Annotated in this window: 15 protein-coding genes; 12 read left to right on the forward strand and 3 right to left on the reverse strand. The window is 51.6% G+C overall.

The annotated features are described in order from the left end of the window. Positions 1-18: 18 nt before the first annotated feature. From P8N76_13800 to P8N76_13855, 12 genes are all read left to right on the forward strand, one after another. On the forward strand, positions 19-711 hold the full coding sequence (locus tag P8N76_13800) for an exosortase-associated EpsI family protein (protein ID MDG2382739.1): 693 nt from the start codon (positions 19-21) through the stop codon (positions 709-711). 124 nt (positions 712-835) lie between these two features. Further along, positions 836-1957, forward strand: coding sequence for a glycosyltransferase family 2 protein (locus P8N76_13805; GenBank protein ID MDG2382740.1), 1122 nt, complete (start codon positions 836-838; stop codon positions 1955-1957). Between the two features lies 1 nt (position 1958). Further along, positions 1959-3116: a glycosyltransferase gene (locus P8N76_13810; protein ID MDG2382741.1), complete on the forward strand. Its 1158-nt coding sequence runs from the start codon at positions 1959-1961 to the stop codon at positions 3114-3116. Next, entirely contained in the window at positions 3109-4617 is a 1509-nt protein-coding gene (locus P8N76_13815; protein ID MDG2382742.1) for an oligosaccharide flippase family protein, read from the forward strand. The genes P8N76_13810 and P8N76_13815 overlap by 8 nt, the downstream gene beginning before the upstream one ends. Continuing rightward, on the forward strand, positions 4614-6050 hold the full coding sequence (locus P8N76_13820) for an O-antigen ligase family protein (GenBank protein MDG2382743.1): 1437 nt from the start codon (positions 4614-4616) through the stop codon (positions 6048-6050). The genes P8N76_13815 and P8N76_13820 overlap by 4 nt, the downstream gene beginning before the upstream one ends. Further along, on the forward strand, positions 6047-7123 hold the full coding sequence (locus P8N76_13825) for a hypothetical protein (GenBank protein ID MDG2382744.1): 1077 nt from the start codon (positions 6047-6049) through the stop codon (positions 7121-7123). Before P8N76_13820 ends, P8N76_13825 begins: the two co-directional genes overlap by 4 nt. Continuing rightward, a complete protein-coding gene (locus tag P8N76_13830) occupies positions 7120-9306 on the forward strand; it encodes an NAD-dependent epimerase/dehydratase family protein (GenBank protein ID MDG2382745.1) in 2187 nt (728 codons plus the stop codon). Before P8N76_13825 ends, P8N76_13830 begins: the two co-directional genes overlap by 4 nt. Before the next feature lie 100 nt (positions 9307-9406). Next, entirely contained in the window at positions 9407-9670 is a 264-nt protein-coding gene (locus P8N76_13835) for a glycosyltransferase (GenBank protein ID MDG2382746.1), read from the forward strand. 1635 nt (positions 9671-11305) lie between these two features. Then, positions 11306-11719, forward strand: coding sequence for a CAP domain-containing protein (locus P8N76_13840; GenBank protein ID MDG2382747.1), 414 nt, complete (start codon positions 11306-11308; stop codon positions 11717-11719). Between the two features lie 273 nt (positions 11720-11992). Next, positions 11993-12562 (forward strand): sigma-70 family RNA polymerase sigma factor, encoded by a 570-nt coding sequence (locus P8N76_13845; GenBank protein MDG2382748.1) that lies wholly within the window; start codon positions 11993-11995, stop codon positions 12560-12562. A gap of 25 nt (positions 12563-12587) precedes the next feature. Continuing rightward, the gene (locus P8N76_13850) at positions 12588-14285 is read left to right on the forward strand and encodes a protein kinase (protein MDG2382749.1); all 1698 of its coding nucleotides are present in this window, start codon (positions 12588-12590) and stop codon (positions 14283-14285) included. A gap of 192 nt (positions 14286-14477) precedes the next feature. Continuing rightward, positions 14478-20690 (forward strand): hypothetical protein, encoded by a 6213-nt coding sequence (locus tag P8N76_13855; protein ID MDG2382750.1) that lies wholly within the window; start codon positions 14478-14480, stop codon positions 20688-20690. Between the two features lie 115 nt (positions 20691-20805). Here P8N76_13855 and P8N76_13860 read toward each other — a convergent pair whose 3' ends face one another. From P8N76_13860 to P8N76_13870, 3 genes are all read right to left on the reverse strand, one after another. Continuing rightward, positions 20806-21672, reverse strand: a complete 867-nt coding sequence (locus P8N76_13860) for a ThuA domain-containing protein (GenBank protein MDG2382751.1) — start codon at positions 21670-21672, stop codon at positions 20806-20808. Between the two features lie 64 nt (positions 21673-21736). Next, positions 21737-23116, reverse strand: coding sequence for a DUF1501 domain-containing protein (locus P8N76_13865; GenBank protein ID MDG2382752.1), 1380 nt, complete (start codon positions 23114-23116; stop codon positions 21737-21739). 24 nt (positions 23117-23140) lie between these two features. Continuing rightward, entirely contained in the window at positions 23141-25384 is a 2244-nt protein-coding gene (locus P8N76_13870) for a DUF1549 and DUF1553 domain-containing protein (GenBank protein MDG2382753.1), read from the reverse strand. Between the last annotated feature and the right edge of the window lie 58 nt (positions 25385-25442).

A 25442-nucleotide genomic window follows, 5' to 3' on the forward strand; every position in this document is an offset into this window, starting at 1 on the left:
AACGCGACTTAGTGTGAAATGATGGCACCATCGAACGACAAAAATGTGAAGCTGAACTTGTACGTATCGATGATGATTGCGCTGGCTGTGCTTGTGACGGTAACTTCCGGTGTCCTTGATGGACGCATGAGTCAGCAGTGGGGTGCGGACCAGGACTTCGAACAATCCGCGATTGCTCTTGCAGAGTTGCCAAAGCAATTTGGTCGATGGCACCTCGAAGGCAAACAGGGACTCGGTGACTCTGCAATGGAACTGTTGCAATGTCGCGCATTTATCCATCACAGTTATCGGAATGCGGATACGGGACAATTGGTGACGATTGCCGTTATGGTTGGCCCCGGTGCAAAGATGTCAATTCATGTTCCTGAGATTTGCTTCGAAGCAAAGAATTACAGTCTTGTTCAAGATCGTGAGCGGATACAAGTTGATGCTGGAAGTGCTGTGGAGAACCAACTGTGGACGGTGGTGTTTCAATTGAATGATGTGTCAGAACAGCGGATTAATGTCTATTACGGCTGGAAGGCCGCGGGCCAATGGGTGGCTCCGACAATGCCCCGCTGGTCTGTTGCCGGTAATCCTGTCTTATACAAACTGCAGTTGTCCGAGCGAATCACGACATCGATCGATGGTTCCGAAGGTGGTGCCTTGGAATTCTTGGAATCGTTCTTGCCCGTTCTGAATGAACGGCTTGAAGCTTCGAGAATTCCGTGAGTTGTTTGCAGTTCCAGTCTTTGGCTGTAAGCGGTCGAGAATGGTTAATTAAACTGAATTTGAAATGACTTTGATAGTTGTGCGTCTACAAAACCAACCAAGATTTGCGAGCTTCTGATAAATCGTGAGAAGGTTACAATCGACAACCGAAATTCGACACGTTGAAGGTCAAGATGATCTTCGTTCGCATGCGTTTATTTCAATTGTTGTTCCGGTGCGTAATGAACAGGCTCACATTCAGAAGACCTTGGAAATGTTGCTGGTTCAAGATTACCCCCGCGACTGTTTTGAAATCCTTGTGGTGGACGGACAATCCGACGATGCAACGGTAGACATTGTCAGCCGAATCTCGCGTGAATGTCTCAACGTTCGAGTCATTAGTAATCCGCGACAGTGGTCCAGCGCAGGGCGAAATTTGGGAGTCCAAAACGGTTGCGGAGATCTGATTCTGATTGTTGACGGCCATTGTTCCCTTAAGAGTCGCTCGCATCTTTCCGATTTAGCCGCCGCATTTGCGAATAGCGGTGCCGACATTATTGGCCGTCCTCAGCCGTTGCGAGTTCCGCTGGCGACTGCCTGGCAAAAAGCCGTGGCGGAAGCACGAGCATCCCGTCTAGGCCATCATCCAGATTCGTTCATTTACACAGAAACCGATCGCTTTGTCCCGGCGATCAGCGTAGGGGCTGCCTATCGTCGTGAGGTGTTCTCGAAGATTGGCTACTTTGATGAGTCTTTTGACGCGTGTGAAGACGTGGATTTTAATTACCGCGCGGACCAAGCTGGCTTGAGTTGTTTTTTCTCTACACGGGCCGTCGTGAATTATGTGCCGAGAAAATCGCTGGTGGCGTTGTACCGGCAACTGTCTCGGTATGGCCGAGGACGCATTCGTCTTTGGCGCAAACACCCAGAGACATTGAGTCTCAAGACACTCTTGCCGGGTGTGTTCGTCACCGGTTTGTTGAGCGGACCGCTGCTGTCCCTGATCAACGATCGCTTGTTGTGGGTGTATTGGACGGCCTTGCTTCTTTACTGCTCGACGTTGCTGACGATCTCAGCGTTGATTGCGATTCGGCGACGTAATTTCAATTTGATGGTGTGGTTGCCGGTGATCTTTCTGACCATACACATATCAGCGGGCTGGGGGATACTTCAGGAGACGTTGGTAAGTGGTTGGAGAAGTGGATGGTCGAGTTTCCAGGGGGTAAAGGTCAATCCGAATGTTCAGAAGACATCTGATCTAGGCTGATATGTCCGGTCAAGCTGCACAAACCGTTCGCGTTTGCTTTGTGATCGAGAATCTCCTCAGAGCTGGAACCGAACTGTGGATTCTACGTCTGATCGAACGACTTGACCGTCAGCGTGTTCAGCCACTGCTTTGTGTCGTCGATGGTGATTCGCCTGACTCCCGTCAGCTTGAGCCCACCGATTGCCCTGTCCTGCGATTAGGCTTGTCAAACCTCAAGACGGTTCGAACCGTTTCCGCAGCATCTCGTTTGTTTCGTTTTTTGCGGCACCACCAAGTCGATGTGGTTCAAGTACATCACGCTGATCCGTTCTACTTGGGAGTGCCCGTTGCTCGATTGGCAAATGTTTCCCGAGTTGTGCAAACCAAGTATGATGTTGGTTATTGGCTCAAGGGAGCCGATTTGTGGTTGCATCGAATGATGCGTCGTTGGGTTGATTTGACCATCGCCAATTGCGAAGCTTGTCGGCAAGCAGCAATTGAGCAAGAGTGGTCCTCGCCTCAGAAGATCGTAGTCCTGGACAATGGAATTGACTTAGCGGGATTGCGTCAAATTCCACCCATGGTGATGCGGGAACAAGCATCGCTTCGTATCGGTATATTGGCAAATCTTCGGCCCGTCAAAGATGTAGCCACCTTTCTGCGCGCGGCACGACATCTGCTTGATACACGTCGGAGTCTCTCATTTCACGTGATCGGCGATGGCGATCAGCGACCTGCGTTGGAACAATTGGCTCTTGATCTGGGGATTGACCGACAGGTTGTATTTCACGGTCATGTATCCAACCCTCAGCATTTGATCGGTCAAATGTCGATCGGCACGCTTTGCTCGTTGTCCGAAGGGTTGCCACATGCGTTGCTTGAATTCATGGCGGCAGGTCGTCCCGTCGTTGCGAGTCGCGTCGGTGGAAATGCTGAAATTATTGAGGACGGTCGCACCGGGCGATTGGTGCCACCGCAAGATCCGAGAGCCTTGTCGGATGCATGGGGCGACATGATTGATCATCCTACCGAGACATTTCAAATGGGAGTTGCTGCGCGCGAAAGCGTTGTGGATCGATTTTCGCTCATTGCGATGACGCATCGTTTCGAGTTGTTCTATCAGAAATTCGGTCGCTCGCATTCGATCAATAAGCGAGTTCAGGAAGAGACTCTTGTCTAGCCCCAATCTACGCACTGAATTGCGTTCCGCAGGTCAGCATTCGCTAGTCTATTTGTTGGGACCGGCATTGTCCAAGGTGATTGGTTTTCTGCTAATTCCGATCTATACGCGTTTTATCTCGCCCGCCGATTTTGGTGTCATGTCGCTCGTCGATGTCTGCATGTCAATCACGATGATGTTTCTCGCAATGGGTGTAGGCGAGAGCATGGTGAGGTTTTATTACGAAACGAGCGACCAAAAACAGCGGCGACAGCTGGTGGCTACTGTGATTTGTGGCACGGCATTAATCAGCTTGCCCACGATGGTAGTCATCCTTCTGTTGGCGGGTAGCTATTATTCGATGCTGGGGATCAGCGATGAGTACGTGAATTACTTGCGATTAGCTCTCGTCAGCGCTTGGCTCTCGATGCTTGCAGAAATCGGTTTGGCCTACTTGCGTATGCGTTATTTTTCCAGACTGTTTACGACAGTCATAATCTTTCAGGTAGTAATGTCCTTGGCGTTAAATCTCTTGTTTGTCGTTCTTTGGCGGCAAGGCATTTGGGGCATTCTTTATTCCACGTTGATTGTGCAAGCGACCATCGCTGTTTTGCTCACCGTCGTGATTCTGTTTCAATCACGTGCGAAACCAAGCTGGAAGCAACTCAAGCAGCTTTTGAGCTTCGGGTTACCCCTCGTGCCCTCAGTCGTTACCTTGCAACTCAGTAATTATTTAAACCCTCTGTTGATTCGTTGGATGCTTGTTGGCGATCCTGTGATGGTGCTTGCCCAGGTGGGCCTTTTTGCCGCAGGGCAACGGATTGGTGTCGTCGTGAATCGTTTTGTCACGGTCCCATTCAACGCCTTCTGGCGTCCCAGGCGGATGGAGTTGGCCTTGCAAAACACGGGAGAAGTCAAGCGGATTCTCGCGAGGGTGTGTACCTACTCAACACTCGTTGCCGCACAAGTTGCGCTATTGTTAAGTGTGGTGATTGAGGATTTACTTCGATTGGTGATTAACGATCGGTATTGGGATGCATGGCGAGTTGTACCAATCATTGCTGCCGCCTACGTGGTGTTGGGATTGGAACATCATTTTTCCGTGGGAATGTATTACGGTCGGAAAACAATTTGGGCGACGTGGATTGGGATGGTTTCACTCGTCACCATGGTTGCAATCAATCTTGTTTTGTTGCCCCTGATCGGAATTTTGGCCGGGGCGATCGCGACCTTTGTGGGGGGCGCTGTTCGAGTCAGCCTGATCCTGATGGTGAGCCAACGGCTGTATAAGATTCCCTTTGAATTCCGTCGAATCGCGTGTTTGGCGATTTGTTGTGCGATGCTGTTTGGATTAAGTCGACTGGTGGATCTTGAGTCAACAGTCCTGACGCTTGCAGCGCGTGGAGCCTGTGGATGTTTGTTAGTCCCCCTGCTGTTGGTGTCGCGATTCTTTTGGCCCACAGAACTGAATGGGTTTCATGATGTTTTGACTGGCCACCGACTTCGGACCGTAACAAAATGAGTGAATTGTCTCGTTCCTATACCTCATTGCCACAGTGCGAGTTGTCAACGCAGGTCTTGCCCATGGGTGGACTCGCTGATGAAGCGTCGGACGTAGATGCAGAAATCGGTGCTGATGACTTTGCGGTCGTGGAAAATCGACGCTGGTCACGATCGATCGGGCTTTGGCTTGTTTCGATTTACATCGTACTTTTCTTGATTCGACCTTGGGAAATATTGGTTCCTTCACTTGGGGCCTGGCATTTCGAACGCATGTACGCCGTCGTGATGATCAGCGTAGTTTTGATGACCGGTCGTATGCCTCGCTGGAATCTTCAGACGGTGTCAGTCATCGCGTTTGCGTTAGCTGTGACCCTGTCGGCCCTTAATGCGTGGCAGTCCGCTTTGGCGTGGCATTGGCTTTACCAGTATTTGGCGATTGTCTTGGTTTATTTCTTAATGTTGGCCGTCTGTCGTGCCCCCAGAGACTTGTTCTTGCTGATCATGACCTACGTCGGAACGATGTTTGTGTATTTGACGAAATCTCTTTGGGAATTCTACGTTCACGGTCGCCATGAATATGCGCAAAGCGTGACTCGCCTCCTCGGAATTGAAGAAACCTATGGGGAACCGAATTCATTAGCGATGTCTGTTGTGTTGTCGTTGCCATTGTGGCTTTTTCTCTTGCGAAGTCGGAAGCCGCTGACTTGGCAATGGAGTGCCGGTTGGCGTTGGGGCTACGGTGTGGTGATTAGCAGTTATCCGTTTTTGGCAATCGTGACAGTTTGGGAAACCAACAGTCGCGCCGGCATGCTTGGGATCGTTGCCTTTCTGGTGGGTGCTGTGGCTTTTAGCGAGCGTTCCGTGAAACCGATGCGGGCTGTTTTCGTTTGCATGATGGCTGTGGCGATACTTTGGCTGATCACCCCCGCTATTCAAAAGGAAAGGCTGAGCACACTTTGGGATAAGAATGCGGGGCCGGCCAACGCTCATGCGTCGGCCAGTGGACGTTGGGAGGGTTTTCTGGCAGCCATGCAGATGGTTCAAGATCGACCTCTGCTCGGCGTGGGAATTGGGAATTTTCGCGACTATCGGATAATCTACGTGGATGGCATTGGCCTAGTTGCCCACAATTTGCCCGGCCAGATTCTTGGTGAGACCGGCGTGCTGGGTGGAACTGCCTTCTTGGTGATGATCTTGGCCACTCTTCGCATGACGCGTCGACTGCGGTTACTCGCGGCTGAACAGTCGGCGTCGGCCTTTGAGGTTTATGTCCACCTTGCACAGATGTGCTTGTTGGGTTTGGGGTTGAGTATCTTGTTTGGTGTTTCGTTGCACAATGGACTAAGGTTCAATTGGTTGTGGATCGCAGCCTTTAGTGGGTTGGCTCTGCAGTTCTGTGAACAGAGCATTGCCGACTGCGATGATGCGGGTCAGTTGGGACAGACGCTGTGACCTGTTTATCCACATCGAATTTACCACCTGCATTATTTGCTGACTTGCAGCGGTGGTGTGATCGCGAGTTTCAACAGGCTCCGAAACAGACCGATTTGCTTTCCACAGAAAAACGCAACTGTTCGACGATTTATCAACTCAAGGTGACGCTGGCCGATCGCGATGAACACTTGGTCTGCAAACGAATTGTCGACAACGAACAAAATCGACTCTTCCGGCATCGGGGTAACGCGGCCCAAGTCGAATATGACGCGCTCTGCAGAATGCATCGAACATTGTCCTCGAATCGTGCGTTCGGCGTTCCGAAGCCTCGGGCCGTATTCCCTGACTCGAACTCGTTCCTGATGGATTATACGTCGGGAGTAAGTGTCGAGACTGTGTTTCCAGCTCTTCGTTTGACGGCGAGCCGGAATGCGATTGGTCATGCACTCGACGTCTTCCGTAAAAGTGGCGCCTGGTTAAGATGTTTTCAATCGTTGAATCAAGAATTTAGCGATGACAAGAGTGTCTTGGATGCGACGCTGCGCCATTGTGACGATCGGCTGCAGATGATCATTGACGAATGCGATGCGGCCCTGCCGACTGAGTTTCGTTCCCGGACGCTTCGGAAAATCGAGTCTTGGGTAAGGCGAATTGACGGGCCCATTGGCGTCGCCAATTGCCACGGGGATTTTGGCCCATGGAATCTGATGATGGATCAGGATCGCCTCATCGTGTTCGACTTTTTTGCTTTTCGACACGACTGTCAGTTGACGGATTTGTTGGGCATGTTGATATATCTTGAGAGTCAAAGCGACGCACCGTCATTCAGCTCTCGAAGAGTGACGCGATTGCAGGCGGCCTTTCTGCAGGGCTTTTTCCCTGAGACACCGCTGGATCCTAATTTGATTGCGGTTTGTGAAGCACACCAACGCATTCGTCGTATACACGATTGCGTGATGCAACGTCCGGTTAAGTGGAGTGATCAATACCGTCTGAAACGAACATTGCGAAAGAACATTGACTGGCTGTGTGAAGACAGTCCGTCGTTGCTGGATAGATTTGAGATCTTGACCGAAAGCCAGGTGAAATGAATAAGAATCAAACCGTTCGCGTTGGGATTGTTGGTGCGGGACATATTTGTCCGTTCCACATCGAAGCGTTGCAACGTCTGGATGACGTTGAAATTATCGGAATCAGTGATTTTCTAATAAAGCGAGCCGAAACGATCGCCAAGCAATACCATTTGCCCAAGGTGTACGCGCAGCTGAACGAATTGTTGGCGGAGAGCGATGTTGTCCATGTGTTGACGCCACCAGAAACCCATGCCAATTTGACAGTGCAGGCACTGAAAAAAGGTTGCCATGTGTTTGTGGAAAAACCAATGGCGACTTGCGTGAGTGATTGTAATGCGATCATTCGTGCGGCTGAGACACATGGTGGCATCGTCGGGGTCGATCATTCGTTGCTACTCGACCCTTTCACCTTGCAAGCACGTCGAATCGTCGCGAGCGGTCGGATTGGCGTCGTGCACTCGGTGGAATGTATTCGATCTCAAGACTATCCGCTCTATGAAGGGGGGCCATTGCCGGAGATGTATGCGGTGGGTGGTTACCCGTTTCGAGATTTGGGTATCCACGCCCTCTATCAAATCGAAGCATTCCTGGGGCCCATTATCGATGTGAAATGGATGATGGGTCATCAAGGCGATGATCCGACGTTGTGTTTTGATGAGTGGCAGGCGATGGCTCGCTGTCGTCAAGGTTCGGCGCATCTTCGCATCTCTTGGAATTCGCGACCGCTACAAGATCTCATTCTTATCCATGGGGCGAAAGGCACGATCAAGGTGGATCGCTTTGGGCTGTCGGTGACAACAAAGCGCGAGGGGCGACTGCCGGAGCATCCGCAGCGAGCGTTCAATGCCATTGCCGAAGCAGCCAACACTTGCTGCCAAGTTCCCTGGAATCTGGCCAAGATCGTCACCAAAAAGATCCGACGTTATCATGGCCTGCAGTCAATGGTGAGTGATTTTTACAGCCGGCTTCGAGACGGAAAGCCGCCTTTGGTGGGGCCCGAGGATGCAAGACGGATCGGATATTGGTCGGAGATGATTGCGGCTGACGCCGATCAGCAAAAGGAACTCTTGCAAGCGGAATACGCTCGTCCCTTAATTGCGAAGACGCTTGTGACTGGTGCTACAGGATTGATCGGATCTCACTTGCTTGATCGGTTGTTGGAAGCGGGGCAGCCGATTCGAATCCTGACACGCCGACCCCCACCCCAGCATCTTCGGAATCATCCTCTCGTGGAGGTTGTGTTAGGCGACTTGGGTGACCCGATTGCCGTCGACCGAGCTGTTGAGGGTACGGAAATCGTTTTTCACTCGGGCGGCGTTCTGCACGGGGCGGCCGTCGATTTTGTGCGGGGTAATGTGGTGGGTACAGAAAACGTTGTCACCAGCTGCCTCAAGCATCAGGTTCAGCAGTTGGTCTACATGAGTTCACTCAGCGTCTTGCAAGCGATTCGAGAGGATGAAACACCCATTGATGAAAATTGTCCGTTAGAAAAGGCACCGGAAAAACGAGGCCACTACACGCAAACTAAGCTCAACGCCGAAGTGATCGTGACCCGTGCTGTACGTCAATTTGGCTTGCCGGCTGTAATTCTCAGGCCTGGAGAAGTGATTGGTGAAGGCGCTGCCTTAATCTCTTATGGGGTGGGGATTCGAAAAGGATCAAGGCTGATCATGTTCGGTGATGGAAGGCTTGAAGTGCCACTGGTCGATGTCGAAGATCTGGTGGATGCGCTTTTGTTGTCGAAGGATAAAGGTATTACGGATGGAACGATTCTCCACTTGGTGGATTCAGATTCCAAGAGTCAGAATGAGATGGCAAAGCAGTATTGTGAATTGACAGGAGATGCGTTGCAGCCGATTCATGTGCCCCGCTTCATGCTTTACTCCTTGGGCTTTTGTGTGCAAACGTTATTTGGATTGTTTGGGAGGTCTCCGTCGTTGTCGATCTATCGATTGCAATCTGCGTTGGCCACTCGGAAATACAATGTAAGTGCCGCAACGGACGGATTGGGATGGTCGCCAAGACGCGGAATTGATCAAGGGTTGACTGCGACGCTGGAAGCGGCACAGGCGACCGCATCGTCCGTGTCGAACCAGGAGACATTGACCGATGGAAACTGCGTTTACAAAGAGATGGGCGATGATTTAATTCTGGGCGAAACATCGCGGGTTGACCAACCACAAATGCCCAAGTGCAATTGATCTATCGATTGTCGTACCGCTGTTCAATGACTAGAAGAGTATTTACGGAATTTTTCGTTAGATCAAAACAGTGTTGTGAGAACTCCATCATCGTTGCGAAGTGATCTTCGTGGATGACGGAAGTACGGATGCGACTCGAAATGGATCAGCGCAATTGTGTGCTGGGGAAGGGCTTATTAAGGTGGTCCAATTGACCATTGGATTTGGGCAAACGGCTGCGATGCGAGCGGGTGTTGAAATGACGTGCGGTCCGACGATTGTGACGATGGATCGTGAGTTGCAAAAAGGTCCTTATGACATTCCTCGTAGGTGGCGACAACTGGACGAAAGCTACGACCTGGTTGTCGGCGGGAGCCTGTTGTGAGCCCGGTAGTCGTCTTGAAGGTAGGAATTGTTCGACCGGCGGGCGTGTCTTTCAGGTTGAAGGTCAACGTTACCGATGTTGTCAGGATTGTCAGACCTGTTATGGAATCCGACTAACCGCAATCCAGTTCACCGGTTGATCCCCGCTGAGCATCAACAAGATCCGGTTACTGCAGGCCCCATTGTGGCAGTTGGAAAAGCAGTTGGAAAAGCAGTGCAGTGCAGTGCACCACCGCGATCCTTATCAACAATGGGACGGGCGCTGGGGAATGGGTTTACCACGCTGACAGAGTAGGAAAAGGGCATTCAAGGCCGAGCGAACGCGTTGGATCGAAGACCGAAATTCTTTGACCCTGAATCTTAACGGCTCGACCCATCGTGATCGCGGCCAAGCGGTTGACCTGACCCGTCAGTCGCGAATTCGCGTCGCTCGGCCTTGAATGCCTTTTACTGCAACGCTTCCAGTTATAAAAAGAGTCGCACACTGCCTGTTGTCTTGACCCTGGTTTGTCGCTGCGCCGTCGCGGCGTATGTTGATTTTTCCGAAACTTGGGTGTCACTGAGAAACTTCCAACTCAGTACATCTATCTTGTTGTCTGTTTTGGCGGTTAGAAGTCGTATCTTGTAGGACGCAAAATAGAATCTCTTGCTCCGTAGCCAAGACATCCAGATTTCTACAGGGATGCCGTGCGTTTAAATTGGATTGGAAGTTTCTTTGCGTTTTGGATATCGGCAGAGTTTTTGGAAGTGTTGTCCGCACGACTGCCTACGCACCGTCACTTCAATAAGATGCAAACCAACGGCTATCGTAACGTCGGTCGTTCTCTTTGTTGTTCGTCGTTAAGGTGCTGGCAGTTGTTGAAGTGGGCGCCTCGGACGGTATCAATTATCTCGCTGCGCTATCTCTTGGTGTTTAGCTTTCGTTTCTGCTTTGGTTGTGTGCGATGCCTCCTGTTTAGTTGGCAGCGATCTCGATCCAGGGGTGGGGACTACAGGAGGACGCAAGGGGCTACGTGCTTGCAGTGCAGGATTTAATCCGGCGGCCGATGTCACACTCTCGTTGCTTCAACGAACGGTGGAACTTTTCTGCTTTGTGCTGCCGGGTGCATGGTTGACCGTTGCAGATCCGGTCGTTGTCCACGATGGAAAACCGATTCGCCATGATCGAAATTTATCCGCGCCCTAGATGGCCGTAGTCTTGATGAACTGTTTGTGACACAGGTTGTGTTTATTCCGCAGGTTGATCAGCGGCGACCAAATCTGCGCGGAGCAAATCAAATGAAAATAACAACCCCCAAGAGGGTGGAGCGGTCGCGGAAATCTTTGGCTAGAGAAAGGGAAATATTTACTTGGCGAGTGTCACAGAGTCTCAAAATCAAAGTCAAGCACTTTGCGTTATCGAGCCACTTTGATGATTCGCAAATCGCCTCTGCCAAATGGTTTGTTACTTTGTTCCGTTGCTCGGTCTAGCATCTTTTGGTTGCCAGAGACTTCTGGTCCGCAAACTTACTGCAATCGTTTTTTCTTGCGCCCCTTGCCTTCGTTCTTGGCTTCGCTAAACTCGTCCGCTCGAGTGATCAGCTTTGTTTGGTCAGATCACATGGAACAGGAATAGGTTTTTGCAGAGGAAGTCGTGATGAAGAGGATTTGTAGTGCATGTTTCTTGACGGGATTACTGGTGTGGATGTCACAAACGGGCTTTGCTGCCGATCTTGAACTCTTAGAGGTCGAGCGGCAGATCATCGCTCACACCAACGCCCAACGTTCTCGTCATGGGTTGCCATCGTTAGTGACTGATCCGTCTTTGATGAAGTCAGCGCGAAGCCACACGGCTTGGATGGCCCGCAGAACTTCGTTGCAGCACACCTCCGCTCCCGTCGGTGAGAACATTGCCTTTGGGCAACACACTCCCACGGAAACGGTCCAAGATTGGATGAATTCTTCGGGGCATCGGGCCAACATTCTTTCGGGAGGCTACAGTCGGATTGGTGCGGCTGCCTATCGAGGTTCAAATGGGCGCGTCTACTGGTGCCAACAGTTTTTGCGCTAAGCCGCACATGCCTTTAGTTTCGTGATGTAAGCGAACCGTATCGACGCTCTGGTCGGTACGGTTTTTTCGTTGGATGTCTCGGGATTTATCGAGGTTTCCCTGATTTTTCTTATTTCGGCATCTGCGATTGGCGGGGGCTCGTCCCAACACAAACGCGAAATCTTGGGTGGGGAAATGGCGGACGAGGGGGCGTAGACTCCACGGCATGGATCGTCTTCGACGATTATGCGACAATCGGAAGTCGGTCGCGACTTATCTTTGAAAAGTTAGAGCATGTCTGACGAATCCTCATCCAACGACTTGGAACTAGAAAAGTTTCGTGCCTATTTGCGAGTGCTGGCACGCATGCAACTGAATCCTCGTTTAGCGCGTAAAGTAGACGCGTCGGATTTGGTTCAGCAAACGATGCTGCAGGCCCATCGTGCGATCGATCAATTTCGTGGCGATTCTCCCGCTGCCATGGCGGCTTGGCTTCGACAGATCCTAGCTCGGAATCTGGCGCATACGGCCCGAGACTTCACTCGCGAGAAGCGTGATATCAATCGTGAAAGATCGCTCGAGGCGGGTTTGGACAATTCTTCCTTGTGTCTGGAACGCTGGCTTGCCAGCGACGAATCGACACCCAGTGTAAAAGTTGCCCGATCGGAAAGTTTGTTGGAGCTTGCTCAGGCCGTTGAGTCGTTACCCGATCCTCAGCAAGAGGCGGTGATTTTGCATTACTTTCAGCACAAAACATTGAAGGAAATTGGCGATCAATTGGAGCGAAGCCCGGCGGCAGTTGCCGGATTATTACACCGGGGTTTAAAGAAACTGCGGGAGCATCTGCAGTTTGCAGCGGAGTGATCACAGCGGGTGTTCTATTAGAGTCATGAAATCAGCAGGTACGGGCGACTCCAGTAATCAACAGCTGAATGCGATACTTGCCGACTATTTGCTGGCATTGGAGAGCAAGGAACAGCCTGATCGCGAGCAATTGCTCAAGAGCTATCCGGAGTTTGCTGACCTGCTTCGCGACTTTTTTCACGATCACGACAAAATGATGGCGCGCGGGAGTGAGGTGATACAAGAGGAGGCGATGTCGCAACGACTTCATCGTCGCACCTCTTCCGCGAATTCGGCTATGTCGAGGGAATCTGCGGAAACGGATTTCATGAAAATATTTGCCGAGTTTGGTGAGTATCAGTTGCTGGATGAGATCGATCGCGGGGGTATGGGGGTTATCTATCGAGCGCGCCAGTCCTCATTAGACCGGATTGTGGCCTTGAAGATGATCAAATCAGGTCAGTTCGCTACGGCGGAGGAGATTGCGAGATTTCATTTGGAAGCGGAGGCAGCAGCCAGTCTTGATCACGCTGCCATCGTATCAATTTACGAAGTGGGTGAGCGTCAGGGGATTCATTTTTTCTCGATGCAGTATGTCGAGGGTTGCACGCTTGCGTCTCGGCTTGCAGAAGGTCCGATGGAACCCTGCGATGCGGCTTGTTTAATATTGAAGATTGCTCAGGCGGTAGCTTATGCACACTCGAAGGACATTGTTCATCGGGATCTCAAACCAGCAAATGTTCTGCTCGACAATGAGGGAGATCCCCACCTGACTGATTTTGGTTTGGCCAAACGAATGACTGAAGACAATCAGTTAACGATGACCGGGCAGATCTTGGGTACTCCTGCTTTTATGGCGCCTGAGCAAGCCTCGGCGCGGGTGGGCGACCTGGCACCATTGGTCGACGTTTATGCGATTGGAGCTCTGTTGTACACGACGCTCACAGGAAAGCAGCCCTTCGAGGCCGAAAATGAAATTGATCTGTTACTCAAGTTGCTTGATCAGGATCCAGTACCACCGACCAAAGTCAATCGGCGAATTCCAAAATCACTCGAAATGATTTGTCTGCAATGCATGGAGAAAAACCCCGAACGTCGTTATTCTTCTGTGGCTGCGGTAACCCAAGATCTTCAAAGTTTCTTGCGTGAAGAACCGTTGCAGAAACGTTCGGATGATTTGGCCCAATCAATCCGGCGCTGGTGGCGTAGAGAGCCGGTCTTGGTAACGCATGCGACTGCGATCTTAGGTTTCCTATCAATCTTGCAGCTCTATTACGTTTTTCAAGGAGGGGATCTTAACTTTCATCTCAAGCACGAGTTGACTTTTTTTGCATGGTTCCTGCTCTGTTTTGGTTTGCAAAAGATGCTGAATCATCCTAAGTGGGCAAACTGCACGCAGTACCTTTGGGCCTCGGTCGACCTTTTTATGCTGACGCTTATTCTGGTGATGGCTCATCCGCCGATTGGCGCTTTGCTGATCGGTTACCCGGTTTTGATTTCCGCGTCTGGGTTATTTGCCCGTGCGAGGCTGGTCGCATTTACGACAGTCATCTCGATCATCGCTTATTCCGCGCTGATGGGGTTACGGTCGATTCAGACCGTTGGAGTCCACTACCACCTGTTCCACGCATTGGGATTAGCAGTTGTCGGCTTCATTGTCAGCACCCAAGTAAGACGGATTCGCGCCTTGAGTCGCTTTTACGGTGTATCGAGTTCGATGATTACGCCGAAATCATTCGATTGAACCTCAATGTCTAGCGATTTGTTTGGATTGTCTTGATTTCCTCATCGAAGACGTGGGATACTCCTTTCGGTGTGGTTGGAAATATTCGCCAACTGCGCGCAATGATCAGTCTTGCAGAGGCTCTCTAGTGGTAGAGGCTGATCAGATAGCCTTCGATTACTTCCTGCCCCCATCACAGTTCGGTGAACTGCCATGGATGTATTGATTTTTCTTCTTCTGTTAGCTGTCGCTGTCGTGATTTTCGCCGTATTTGTCGTGTTAGCGGCTAATATAGGCTCGCGAAAACGATCTCGAGCAGCGAATCGCGTCACCTGTTCGGTTTGCCAGAAGGCAATGTCAGTCGAAGGGGTTTGCCAGCAATGTGGTCGAGTCAATGATGGGGCGAGTGCAAGCCAAGTGACGCGGTGGATGCTGAAAGAGTTATTGCATCATCAGCAAATTGATTCTCAGACCTACGACCAGCTACTGACGGCTTTGCAGGAACGAACCGCAAAGATGTCAATAAATCTGGATTCCTCGCCGGACGTGAGTGCGCGAGAGAATCCGGCCACATCTGAGTCAGACACAACGGTGCCGGTTGTCGCAGAACTGGTTGAGGGCGGTGAGCAAGACAGGCACGAGACGGATTCGTCACCAATCGCCCCGATTGAATCGGCAAATGTCACTTCATCCCAGCAACCCATCGACTTTCACGGAACCGAACCCCCGACGGAAGTAACGGAACCCGCTTCGTCAATTCAGGAACGCGTGGCCGCCTACGCGCAAAATCGATCGGAGGCTGACGCAAGTCACGACCAACCTGGAATTGAACAAAAACCCGATCGCCAGCCATGGAGCGTGTGGTTTTCCGCGTTTATGGAAGAAAAGAATATTCGCTGGGGAGAACTGGTTGGTGGGCTTCTGATTGTTTCCGGCACTGTTGCTCTCGTGATTAGTTTTTGGTCAGCAATCGCGGAACGCCCTTTGCTTAAATTTGGCGTGTTGAATGGAGTCACTGCGGCACTTTTTGGCGTAGGGATCCACGCAGCGCGTCGTTGGAGGTTACCGACAACTAGCCAGGGTATCTTGATTACATCCATGTTGCTGGTGCCACTAAATTTTTTGGCGATCGCGGCCTTCACGGATGCATCGCAAACGCTCAATTTGGTGACAGTTGCTGGGGAGTCTTTGTCAACGCTTTTGCTGGCCACATTGGTTTTGCTGGCCGCGCGCATTGTGACTCCCCGTTGGCCGATTCTCTTGTTGATCGGCATCATGGTCCCGTCGGTCACTCAATTGTTCATTCGAAGACACATCAGTGAATCCTGTTCGCTTTGGGTGTTGTATGGTTTATCGACTATATGTTTGTTGCCGTTTGCCTGTTTGAACTTTGCCGTGGCACGTCGTTTTCAACACAAAGCGAGCGTCCCCGAGCGCCGGGCGAATGAGTTATTGAAGCATCTAGGGCTGCTCGCTTTTCCTGTAATCACAGCTGCTGGATTATTCCTTGTGAAAGCAGGGCAACTCGGATCGACACTTGAGCAATTATCGCCATTGTCGATCGTTGCGTCGTTCCCTTTCCTTGCAGTCGGATTGACTTTAGCAAGACATCCCGGCAGCAGAAATCCAGCGATGCAACTTGTGGGCCGTACTCTGCTGGTTGCTGCTCTGATGGTGTTTGTTGCCGGGGCGGTGTTAGCTTGGCCTCAACCGGGGCTAATGATCTGTCTTTCAGTGATTGGTTTCCTTGCGATGGTGTATCTGGCGATTGATCTCCGGCTACCGGATTGCCATTTGGTCGCAGCAGTATTCTTCGTAACAGCAGCCGTTCTGCTGAGCTTTTGCACGACGGGAAGGCTTAGCTGGACGGTAGCTGGACCGACAGAAACGATCAATCAATTGTGGTCAGCGGAGACTGGCCATTTTCTCAATGGGATCGCCTTGTTGGGTGTTCTGGCCAGCGGCCTGATTGCCAAATTTGGTGGTCAAGCCACCGCCCTCCGGTACGGTATCGTGAGTGTTGGCTCTGCGGTCATTAGTATTGCGATCCTGCTGGTTTTCGGTTTAGGGCAGCAAGGAGATCCGGAGCATCTGACGTGGTTAATTGGCTTTTATACGCTTGCCTTGTTTGCGGCGGGTCTGTTTTTTCGTCAAGCAGGGGCGATTGTGGGCGGCGGCGCTCTGTTGTTAATCGTTCTTTATCAGGGTTTTTATTGCGGTGGTTTTCCCGGCACGCACCAACAGCCCGCCTTGTTGACGCTTATGTCGCATGCGTCGGTGATGGTTCTTGTCGGAGGTCTGGCCAATTGGAGGCTTGCGGGATCCGTCCCGGTGACAACCCGGACTTATGCTTCCATCTGGGCGGTGACGAGTTCGTCAGTAGCTGCGATTCTGTTGGGGAGCTGGCTGTTCGGATACCTCGTTAAACCAGAAACCCCGCCGATGCCGGGCTACTGGTATTGGTTGGCAATCGTCTACTTGATACTTGCCGGTCTCGAGCAGGTTGGAAAGCTGTTTGTCGTCTTTCAAACTGCTTTTGCGATTGGCTGTATGGTCGTGATTAACGGCTATTTGACGGATCAACTTTGGTACGGCACGCTTTCCCATGGTTGGTTGCATCCTAGCAGCTTGCAGTGGCAGGCGATCTTTTTGGCCGCTTATGGTTTGGGTTGGATCGTTTTGCGAATTAAGCTTCGTGCCAGCGAAGGGGAATCAATAGCTGATTGGCGTGCAACCCTGGCAGCATCGCTGAAGCCGTCGCTCCTGTCGTTTGACGGTTGTGCTATTGGTTTTTCAACTGCCATCCTGCTGATGTTGACCCTTTATGGTGTGGTGCCGGGGGCAGCGCAAGAGCTCACTCCCCGACTTGCTGGATCCGAGCGGATAGTTCCAGATTTTCGGACGTATGAATTGGCCAGTATCCCGCATCATGCGGTTCAGGTGTGGCCCACATGGGTCCTGCTTGCTGTTTTGATTTCTACTCGGTTTGGGGATTTTGTTGACCGTCGCCGTTTGGGAAACCTCGTTATCGGTTTGATCGTACTGACATCGACAATTCCTTTGTTAATCGCCCCTCATTGGGAGGCATCGGTAGCTGTTGCCTCGGCGCTGCGTTGGTGCTCTTCGACCTATTTTCTCGTGGGAAGCATGCTGCTGTGTGCTTGGCAACCCATCATGAAATGGGCAAGTCGCCATCGGCGATGCCAGCCTACTGACTTGCCGCGTTTGCAGTGGTACGCATTAGGTTGCATGGCCTTACTCTCGACCGTGCCTGTCTTTGCCATGGCGGTGTTTGCGGCGATTTCCGCTGTGATTTTACGGCCGCCAGATGAAACTCAAACCAACTGGTTACTGGGAACAACCGCATTGTTTTTGATTGTTATCGGTGTGAGTTGGACGATCCAGCGAATCAAGACCGAATTGGATTCGTTGCAGAGCATCCTCGGCAGTCTGGCCGTGATTTCGATCATGCCTCTCACCGCAATCACATTGTTTGTCGTGGGTCAGGCGTTTGGGGAACACCCGATTTTGGGGCCGGATCCTAATTCTTTTTTTGCGAGTATCGGGTTAGCTGCGTCGTATGCGATTCCGCTATCGATGATGAGTGTGGCTTTGATTGGTCTTGCCATCAGTTTTCGATCCGGAACGATCGCTCTCACCGCTGGCTTGCTTCTGAACTTTTCCGCAACAGCCGCCTACCTCTTGGCGGGTGCGAAGAGTGGATTCGATCTGGTTCAGTGGTTGCGGATTGCTCAATTAAACTCAATCGTCGCATCGACCTATGGTTTCGGTTGGCTTGCTCTCGGTCACGTTGGATTGAGAGATCAATCGAAACGGCAGCTTTGGTATCAGACTCAGGTTGGGTTGGGGGTTGGATTCATCTTGATTCCCTTGGTCCTGATGATTGCCCGGTTGGCGTTAGCGCCAACCGAGGGCGTTGCCCTTGAACTCGCCGCTGGATGGTGGGGCTGGACAGCTCTTGTGTTGGCAATCGGCCTCGTGTTCAGCTACGTCCGTGTCGCTTGTGGCGAAATTCCCGTCAAGGTGATACTGGCCGCCACTTTTTGTGTTGGGGCGATGGGGGCCCTCGCAAGCCATCAGTACGACCCGGTGAGATTGGTAAGTTGTTGGCGCGCATTTCATGTGTTGCAGCTGATGGCCATGGTATGGGGTGGACTTTGCTGCACCATTGATTTGGTAGGAAACAGTAAATCCAATGGTCGATTGAAGGGCGAGTTATCGGTATGGCTGGTGACGGTTGCCGGCGTGCTTACCTACTTAGGGATTCGTAGTTCATTCGGGGATCCTGCCAGCCCGTGGTGGTCAGTGGTCGTTTGGCTGTTCGCCTCTGCCATGTTTATCATCCAAGCAAAAAAAACACAGCAACATCGATTCGCCTACTTGGCTGCTTTGCTGTTGAACGCGACAGTTTCTCTTTGGTGGATCGAGGTTGGGTACAAATTGACGGGCGGAAGCGGTCGGGAACAGCTGGTCGAATTTTTGTTTGTGAATGCGTGCGCGGCCGCTCTTCCCGTCATGTTGTGGGTTTTTATCTTTCACAGGTCAGCGAAGGTGGAGCGTAAGGCGCCAACGGTTCAGGCGATTGGCCTGTTTTTCAGTATCTTGCTCTATGCGTTGGGCGTATTTATCGGATTGTGTGCGGACGCAGTCCAATCACCGCTCAATCTGAATCCCTGGCCGGTTGGAGCCGGACTTGTCGCGGTGGTCATCGCAAGCCTTGCCAGCCTGTGGCGACCGAAAAATCAGTTCGCCATTGTCTGCTGTTATGTGGCTGGGCTTTTGGTGATGGCGACCCTGTTGGATTCATTCGATCAGCATCTCAATCCAATGATCTGGAGCGGAACATTGTTGTTGGCTGCCTATGCCTTTTTGACAAGCTACCTTTGGAGTCGTCGTGGGGGCATCAAAAAAGTTGCCGAACAAATGCGGATTCCTCGGCCCGCAGGAGTTGGGGCGAAAACTCAGGCTTGGCTCATTCCTTGTAATGGAATCCTAGCTGTGATTGTTTGTTCGTTAGCGGTCTGGACACAATTTACTTGTGAAGTCCCCAGTTTGCGTTTGGCAACGAGTCAAGCGATTGGTGCGATTGCTTTTGCGTTGGGAATGCTGGCACGAGGTAAACGTGAGACCGAATTGCGTTACTCGTCTCTTTGGTTCGGGGTCATTTCACTTATCGCATTTGGTTGGTCTTGGATCGATCCTCAGGGACCGTCAGCAACGTTGCTGAATCGTGCGGTTGTGTTCGCCAGTGGGATCATGGTAATGGCCGTTTTCTACGGAATCGGATTTGCCAAAATTATTCGGCGAGAGAACGATTGGACGGCGGCCGCTCGGCGACTGGTGCCGCTCCTCTTGGGAATTGGCGTGGCATCGATTGGTGGCATCTTGGGCTGTGAGGTCTGGTACTATGCGAAGACCGGGGTCACCGACATGGGGATGCCAGCCATTTTGGCGGTAGCAGCAGCTTTAATAATCGCACTAGTCGCTTGTCTCATCGCCGCGGTTGTTCCGGGCCGTGATCCACTGGGGCTACCCGCCCAACGCCGCACCATCTATGTGTATGGGGCGGAGGCGATGATTGCTTTACTGTTCCTGCATTTTCGTGTCACCGTGCCGACACTTTTCAGCGGATTCTTCCAGGAATATTGGACGTTTGTCGTGATGGGGATCGCTTTCGGCGGTGTGGGTCTGGGCGAATGGTTTCGGCGTTGTGGTCAGACCGTGTTGTCCCAACCGCTCGAGAAGACCGGCGCACTTTTGCCCATTTTACCCGTGATCGGATTTTGGGTTACCGATCAATCGGCCGATTACTCAGTGTTGATGTTGATTGTAGGTGTATCGTATGCCTTGCTTGCGGTGATGCGTAAGTCATTTGGCTTTGGGATCGTGGCTGCCCTCGCGGCAAATGGCGGCCTCTGGTATTTCCTGCAGAACACGATGCGGATCCAATTCTTGTTGCACCCGCAGCTCTGGTTGATTCCCGGTGCTGTTTGTGTTTTGATTGCCGCCTACATCAGTCGAAAGCAACTGACTCATGCTCAAATGTCGACCATTCGTTACCTGGCTTCGGCCGTGATCTATTCTTCTTCGACGGCTGATATTTTCATCAATGGTGTTGGCAAAGCACCTTGGTTGCCGGTGATTCTGGCGAGTCTTTCAATTGCTGGCATTCTTGCCGGGATCATGATGCGAGTGAGAGCTTTCCTGTTTCTGGGACTTTCCTTCCTGTTGATTTCCCTTTTGACTGTTGTGTGGTACGCCGCGGTTGATTTGGAGCAAACCTGGTTGTGGTATGCCGTCTGTGTGGCCGCCGGTGTCGTGATCATCGCTGTGTTTGCGATATTTGAACGGAAGCGGCAAGAGGTATTGGGACTGGTTGAACGGCTTAAGTCTTGGGATGGGTAGTGAGCCGATGTCCCGGTAGAAATATCAGCGCAGAGATTTGAGCTGTCTGCGCTTATTTTTTGAGATGCGACAAGCCATTGTCAACGAGTCGTTAGCTGGCTGGTCCTTCGCCGAATTAATAGTCTCGGATTGATACTGTATCTTGTTTCGGGAAGTCGTCATCGATTGGAGAATTGACATTTTCGTTGGCAGCCCACTGAGTTCCCCGCTGGAGCGTGTTCACAAAACCGGCGCACTTCATTGATAAGTCAGAATGCCCCATGGGAGTGTGGAAGATGCGGCCATCACCATACTGGATGGTCATCATCATGGGTTCATGCCTTCCCGACTTTGCCGAATAGGCGGTGGCAAGAACCCGCATGTTTTCAGCTGGCCCTCGTAGCGAATCGTACAGTTCGTCTTTGGCATGCATCCATGCTGGCGGCATACCATCGGTAATTGGATGGTTGGCATCGCGGACAATGACTTGGAACGCATGTTGCGGGCCATGGCTGCCACCGTTGCCTTTACTGACATCTCTTACAAATCGCCCTTCTTGGAAATAGACGTAGGGTCCTGATTTTTCCGTTCGGCCTCCCCAACCGCCAAGTCCGATCATCTCGTTGTACTCTTTCCATTTTGGGAAGGAGTTATCAGCCGCATGGACGATCACGAGTCCGCCACCGTCTTTGACGTAATCGATGAGTGCTTTTTGCGTGCTTTTTGACCAAGCGTCGCCGTTGTAGTTGGAAACAACCACGTCATAGTCCGAAAACGTTGGCGAAAACTTACTCATGTCCGCTCCGTTGGGCGGTGAGGTGGCAACGTCAACTGAAAACCCTTCGCCATCCGCAAAGGCCCTTTTCAGCATGGGGGTTGTTGCCTTCCAATTGTGATTGTTTTGCCCATCCAAGATCAGCACTTTAATGGGGCTGTTGGCATTGGCCGTGCTTGCCAACAGCATCGCTAAGGCCACGGTAAACGGAACGATTCGTCGGATCATTCTGTGAAACTCCTTTAAGTTGAAGAGATTGCTTTAGAAAAGAGTTGTAGTCGCTCTGTCCGAATCAAGCCAGTATTTCTCGGATGGTTTCTCCGCTGGCAATCGGCAGCGGCCGATTCGCTCGATCAAACACTTCGGTTTTTGGGTCGATGCCAAGCAGATAAAACATGGTTGCTGCCAAGTCGTCGGGGCGAACGGGATCATTGGCTGGATACATGGCGTAGCGATCCGAATCACCAAAAGCAAAGCCTCGTTTGACTCCTCCTCCTGCTAAAAGAGCCGTATAGCACTGCGGCCAGTGGTCTCGACTTTCATTTTTATTAATTTTTGGGGTCCGACCGAATTCACCCATCCAGACCACGAGCGTTTCATCAAGAAGTCCTCGATTGTCAAGGTCGTCTAGTAAAGTTGGTAGGGTCAGATCGGTCATCGGTAGCTGGTATTTATTGACGATCTTGTACATTCTTGAATTGTCAAAGCCGTGAGTGTCCCAACCGCCAGACCCAATGCGTCGTCCGCCGATTGTTGCAGAGAAATACACCGTAACGAACTTGACGCCGGCTTCTACCAATCGCCGTGCCAGCAAACAGCCTTGTCCATAGGTTGTGCGACCGTAGGCATCTTTTAGCCTTTCCGATTCACTCGACAAATCGAAGGCCCGCCGCACACGATCGGTGGTCAGCATCGAGAGTGCGCGTTCGTAATATTGATCAAAGCCAACTGCCGGTGCGGCCTGATCGAGATAACGAGTCTGCTGGTCGATTAAACGTTGCAACTCACGACGTCGCTGGAGTCGATCGATGGAAAGATCGGCAGGCAAGCTTAGCTCGGGTAGACGAAAGTTTTGGTCGTTCGGGTCCTGCTTGAAAAAGAGCGGATCGTGTGCCTTTCCCAGAAAACTAGCGTGCTGACCAGGAACGATCGACCCATCGCGAATGACGTGTGGGTAAGAGACAAACGAAGGGACACCGTCTTCTGAGGCGGCAAGTCGATCTACGATGCTGCCATACGCTGGGAAAAGTTTGAGAGAATCGCGGAGTCGTTGGTCGTCTGACGGAGGCGCATGTCCGGTGATTGCGTAGTAGCCGGCCGAAGCATGGTTTTTCATCTTGTGCGTCATGGTTCGGATTAGCGTGACTTTGTCCATCCGCTTAGCCAACCTCGGCAAGAGTTCGCAAATCGGTTGCCCGGGAACGCTGCTGGAAATCGTTCGATAGGGACTGCGAATACCTTCGGGCGCATTGGGTTTCATATCAAACGTATCGAGCTGACTTGGGCCGCCCCACTGAAAAAGAAAGATCACCGATTTGGCTCGAGGTGGATGGTGTGCGATCGTCCCACTTTGTAATAGGCGAGGTAAGGTCAGGCCCAGTAAACCCTGTCCGCCGATCTTTAGCATGCTGCGACGCGTGCTCATGGGTGGAAATAGTGAATGGTCATTCATCGTGCAGGTTTCTCGATGGGGCGTTCACTGACGAAACATGAACTCTTTTGAATTGAGCAGCGCCCAGGCAAGGTCTTGAGTTGCCAGAGTTCGATTCGCGGCGTGGGTCAATTGGGAAATGCATTGTTGTGATTCTTCACTTGTTGGCGAGCGCGAGAGCGTGGCCCAGTAAAGTCGCTCAACAAGGGATGCGTCACCCATGTCTGAGTTTGCGAGTTGCTGCAAGTAGGTGGAATGAGTCAAACGTAGATTGAGGCCGTCGCCGCTGATCAGGAGAAAGGCTTGAGACAAGGTCGTCTCTGATGAGCGTTCACATTCGCAAGCCATGATTCTGGCGGGTTTGCCGAAGACCGTGAGAAAACGGTCATCGTTCGAAGGTGTTTTTTCTCGCAATCGAACTCGTTGAACGCCTGGCAGTTGCCCGGCTCGCGTGCCAGCATCATACCCATTAAAGTTGCTCGCCGTCTGTAAAGCTTGGCACTGAGCATCCAGGAGTTGTTCGGCCGTCAAACGCCGCACCGACATGCGAGCATAGTTGTGCTCGGCCAGTTCAGACATTAAGCCTCCGCTTGACGAAACCTGATAGGTGTGTGAATTCAGGATCGTGCGGAGCAAGTGGCGAATGTCGTATTCGTGCCGAGTGAAGTCGGCAGCCAGGGTGTTGAGTAATCCGGGATGACTGGCTGGGTTGGTAATGCGAAAGTCGTCGACCGGGTTGACGAGGCCACGCCCCATCAGGTGGTACCAGATTCGATTCACTTGGGCTTTGGAAAACGCGTCATTGCTTGGGTCGGTCAGCCATGAACTGAGTTGCTCACATCTGTTTTGAGTCGTGTCGAGCGCGATTTGAGAAACACCAAGAAAGCGAGGTTCGGCGGCCTCTCCCGTCTTTGCGTTGGTGACTTCCCCCGTGGGATTTGTGATGATGCGTTGCTCGCCATTGAACTCGTTTTTATCGAGTTTGTCTCTTCGTTTGTTTTCAACCAGTTCGTAGTCGACCCGAGCAAAAACGCTTGCCCACGAATAGTAATCGTCCTGTGTCCATCGATCAAATGGATGGTTATGGCACTTTGCACATTCGAGTCGTACGCCCAGGAACAATCTTGCGGTTGTTTCTCCACGAGTCAGTGGGTCACGTAATGGTCGGTAGTAATTCGCTGGAGGGTTGTCGTAGGTGCTACCTGTTGAGGCAATCAACTGGCTCGCGAATTGATCGAGGGGTAATCCATCAGCGAAACACTGGCGAATCCAATTGTGGAAAACTTGGACGCCATGCTGATCCATCACCTTTTCTTCGTTACGTAAGAGATCGGACCATTTCAAGGCCCATTGATCGGCAAACTCGGGGCGAATCAACAATTGGTCGATCAACAGATTTCGCTTCTGCGGATTTTGATTCTGGGCGAAAGCCTGTGACTGTTCGGCTGTCGGTGGAATTCCTAGTAAGTCGAAATAGACACGGCGGAGAAAAATATGATCGCTCACCCGCTCGCCTAAATTGATTTGCAATTCTTCAAGTTTCTTGAAAACGTGCTCGTCGATGAAATTAATCGGATCGGGAGCGGTAGATTTGAAATCGTGTTGATTGGGTAAGAACGCAAGCCGGACTGATTGTTGTTGATTGAGGTACCGAACAGCAATTGTGGTTTCACCGTGCGATGATTGCTGGACATTTCCGGCGGCTGAAATCGTGGTGTCGAGACTGGAAGATTCATAGGTTGCCATGCGCGTGACATCGATGATGACGCCGTCCGAAAAAACGGCTTGGACGTTAAGCTGAATCGCATGGGCAGGTGCGAAAATGAATTTTCGCATGGGGGTGACTTCTAATCGGAGTAGCGTCGGGGATGTCGTAGTGGGCACAGGTAGGCCTGCTTGAATCCAATTGAGCAAGGTTTGGTATTCCGGGCTGTCTAGCTTGAATCGTTGTCCGCCTTGATGTGGAACTTGTGCTGTGGCCTTGAGCAGCATTAAGCTTTTGGCGGGGGCAACACGATTGATTCGACGACCAGAGAATTCGTGGGTTAAAGCAAGATAATCGTCGTCGGGACTTTGTCCTCGAAGTGATAAATGGAGTCCGCCTTTACCATTCAAATTGCCGTGGCAGATGCCCTGGTTACAGCCTGCTTTGGAAAGCACCGCCATCACGTCGCGCTCAAATAGGACTTCGGCTGCGCAGAGAGGGCCTGCAGTCGCAATTGCGCACCAACAATAGATTGCGGCGAAGTAGCAATGGATCGGTATTCGAATCTTTGCGGCGTACTGCATCAGAATTAGATTGAAACGGGGTGGGCGGTGCAGCGGATGACCAATGGTAAAACGGGGT

This window comes from Pirellulaceae bacterium, assembly GCA_029243025.1.
In the GTDB taxonomy this organism is placed as follows: domain Bacteria; phylum Planctomycetota; class Planctomycetia; order Pirellulales; family Pirellulaceae.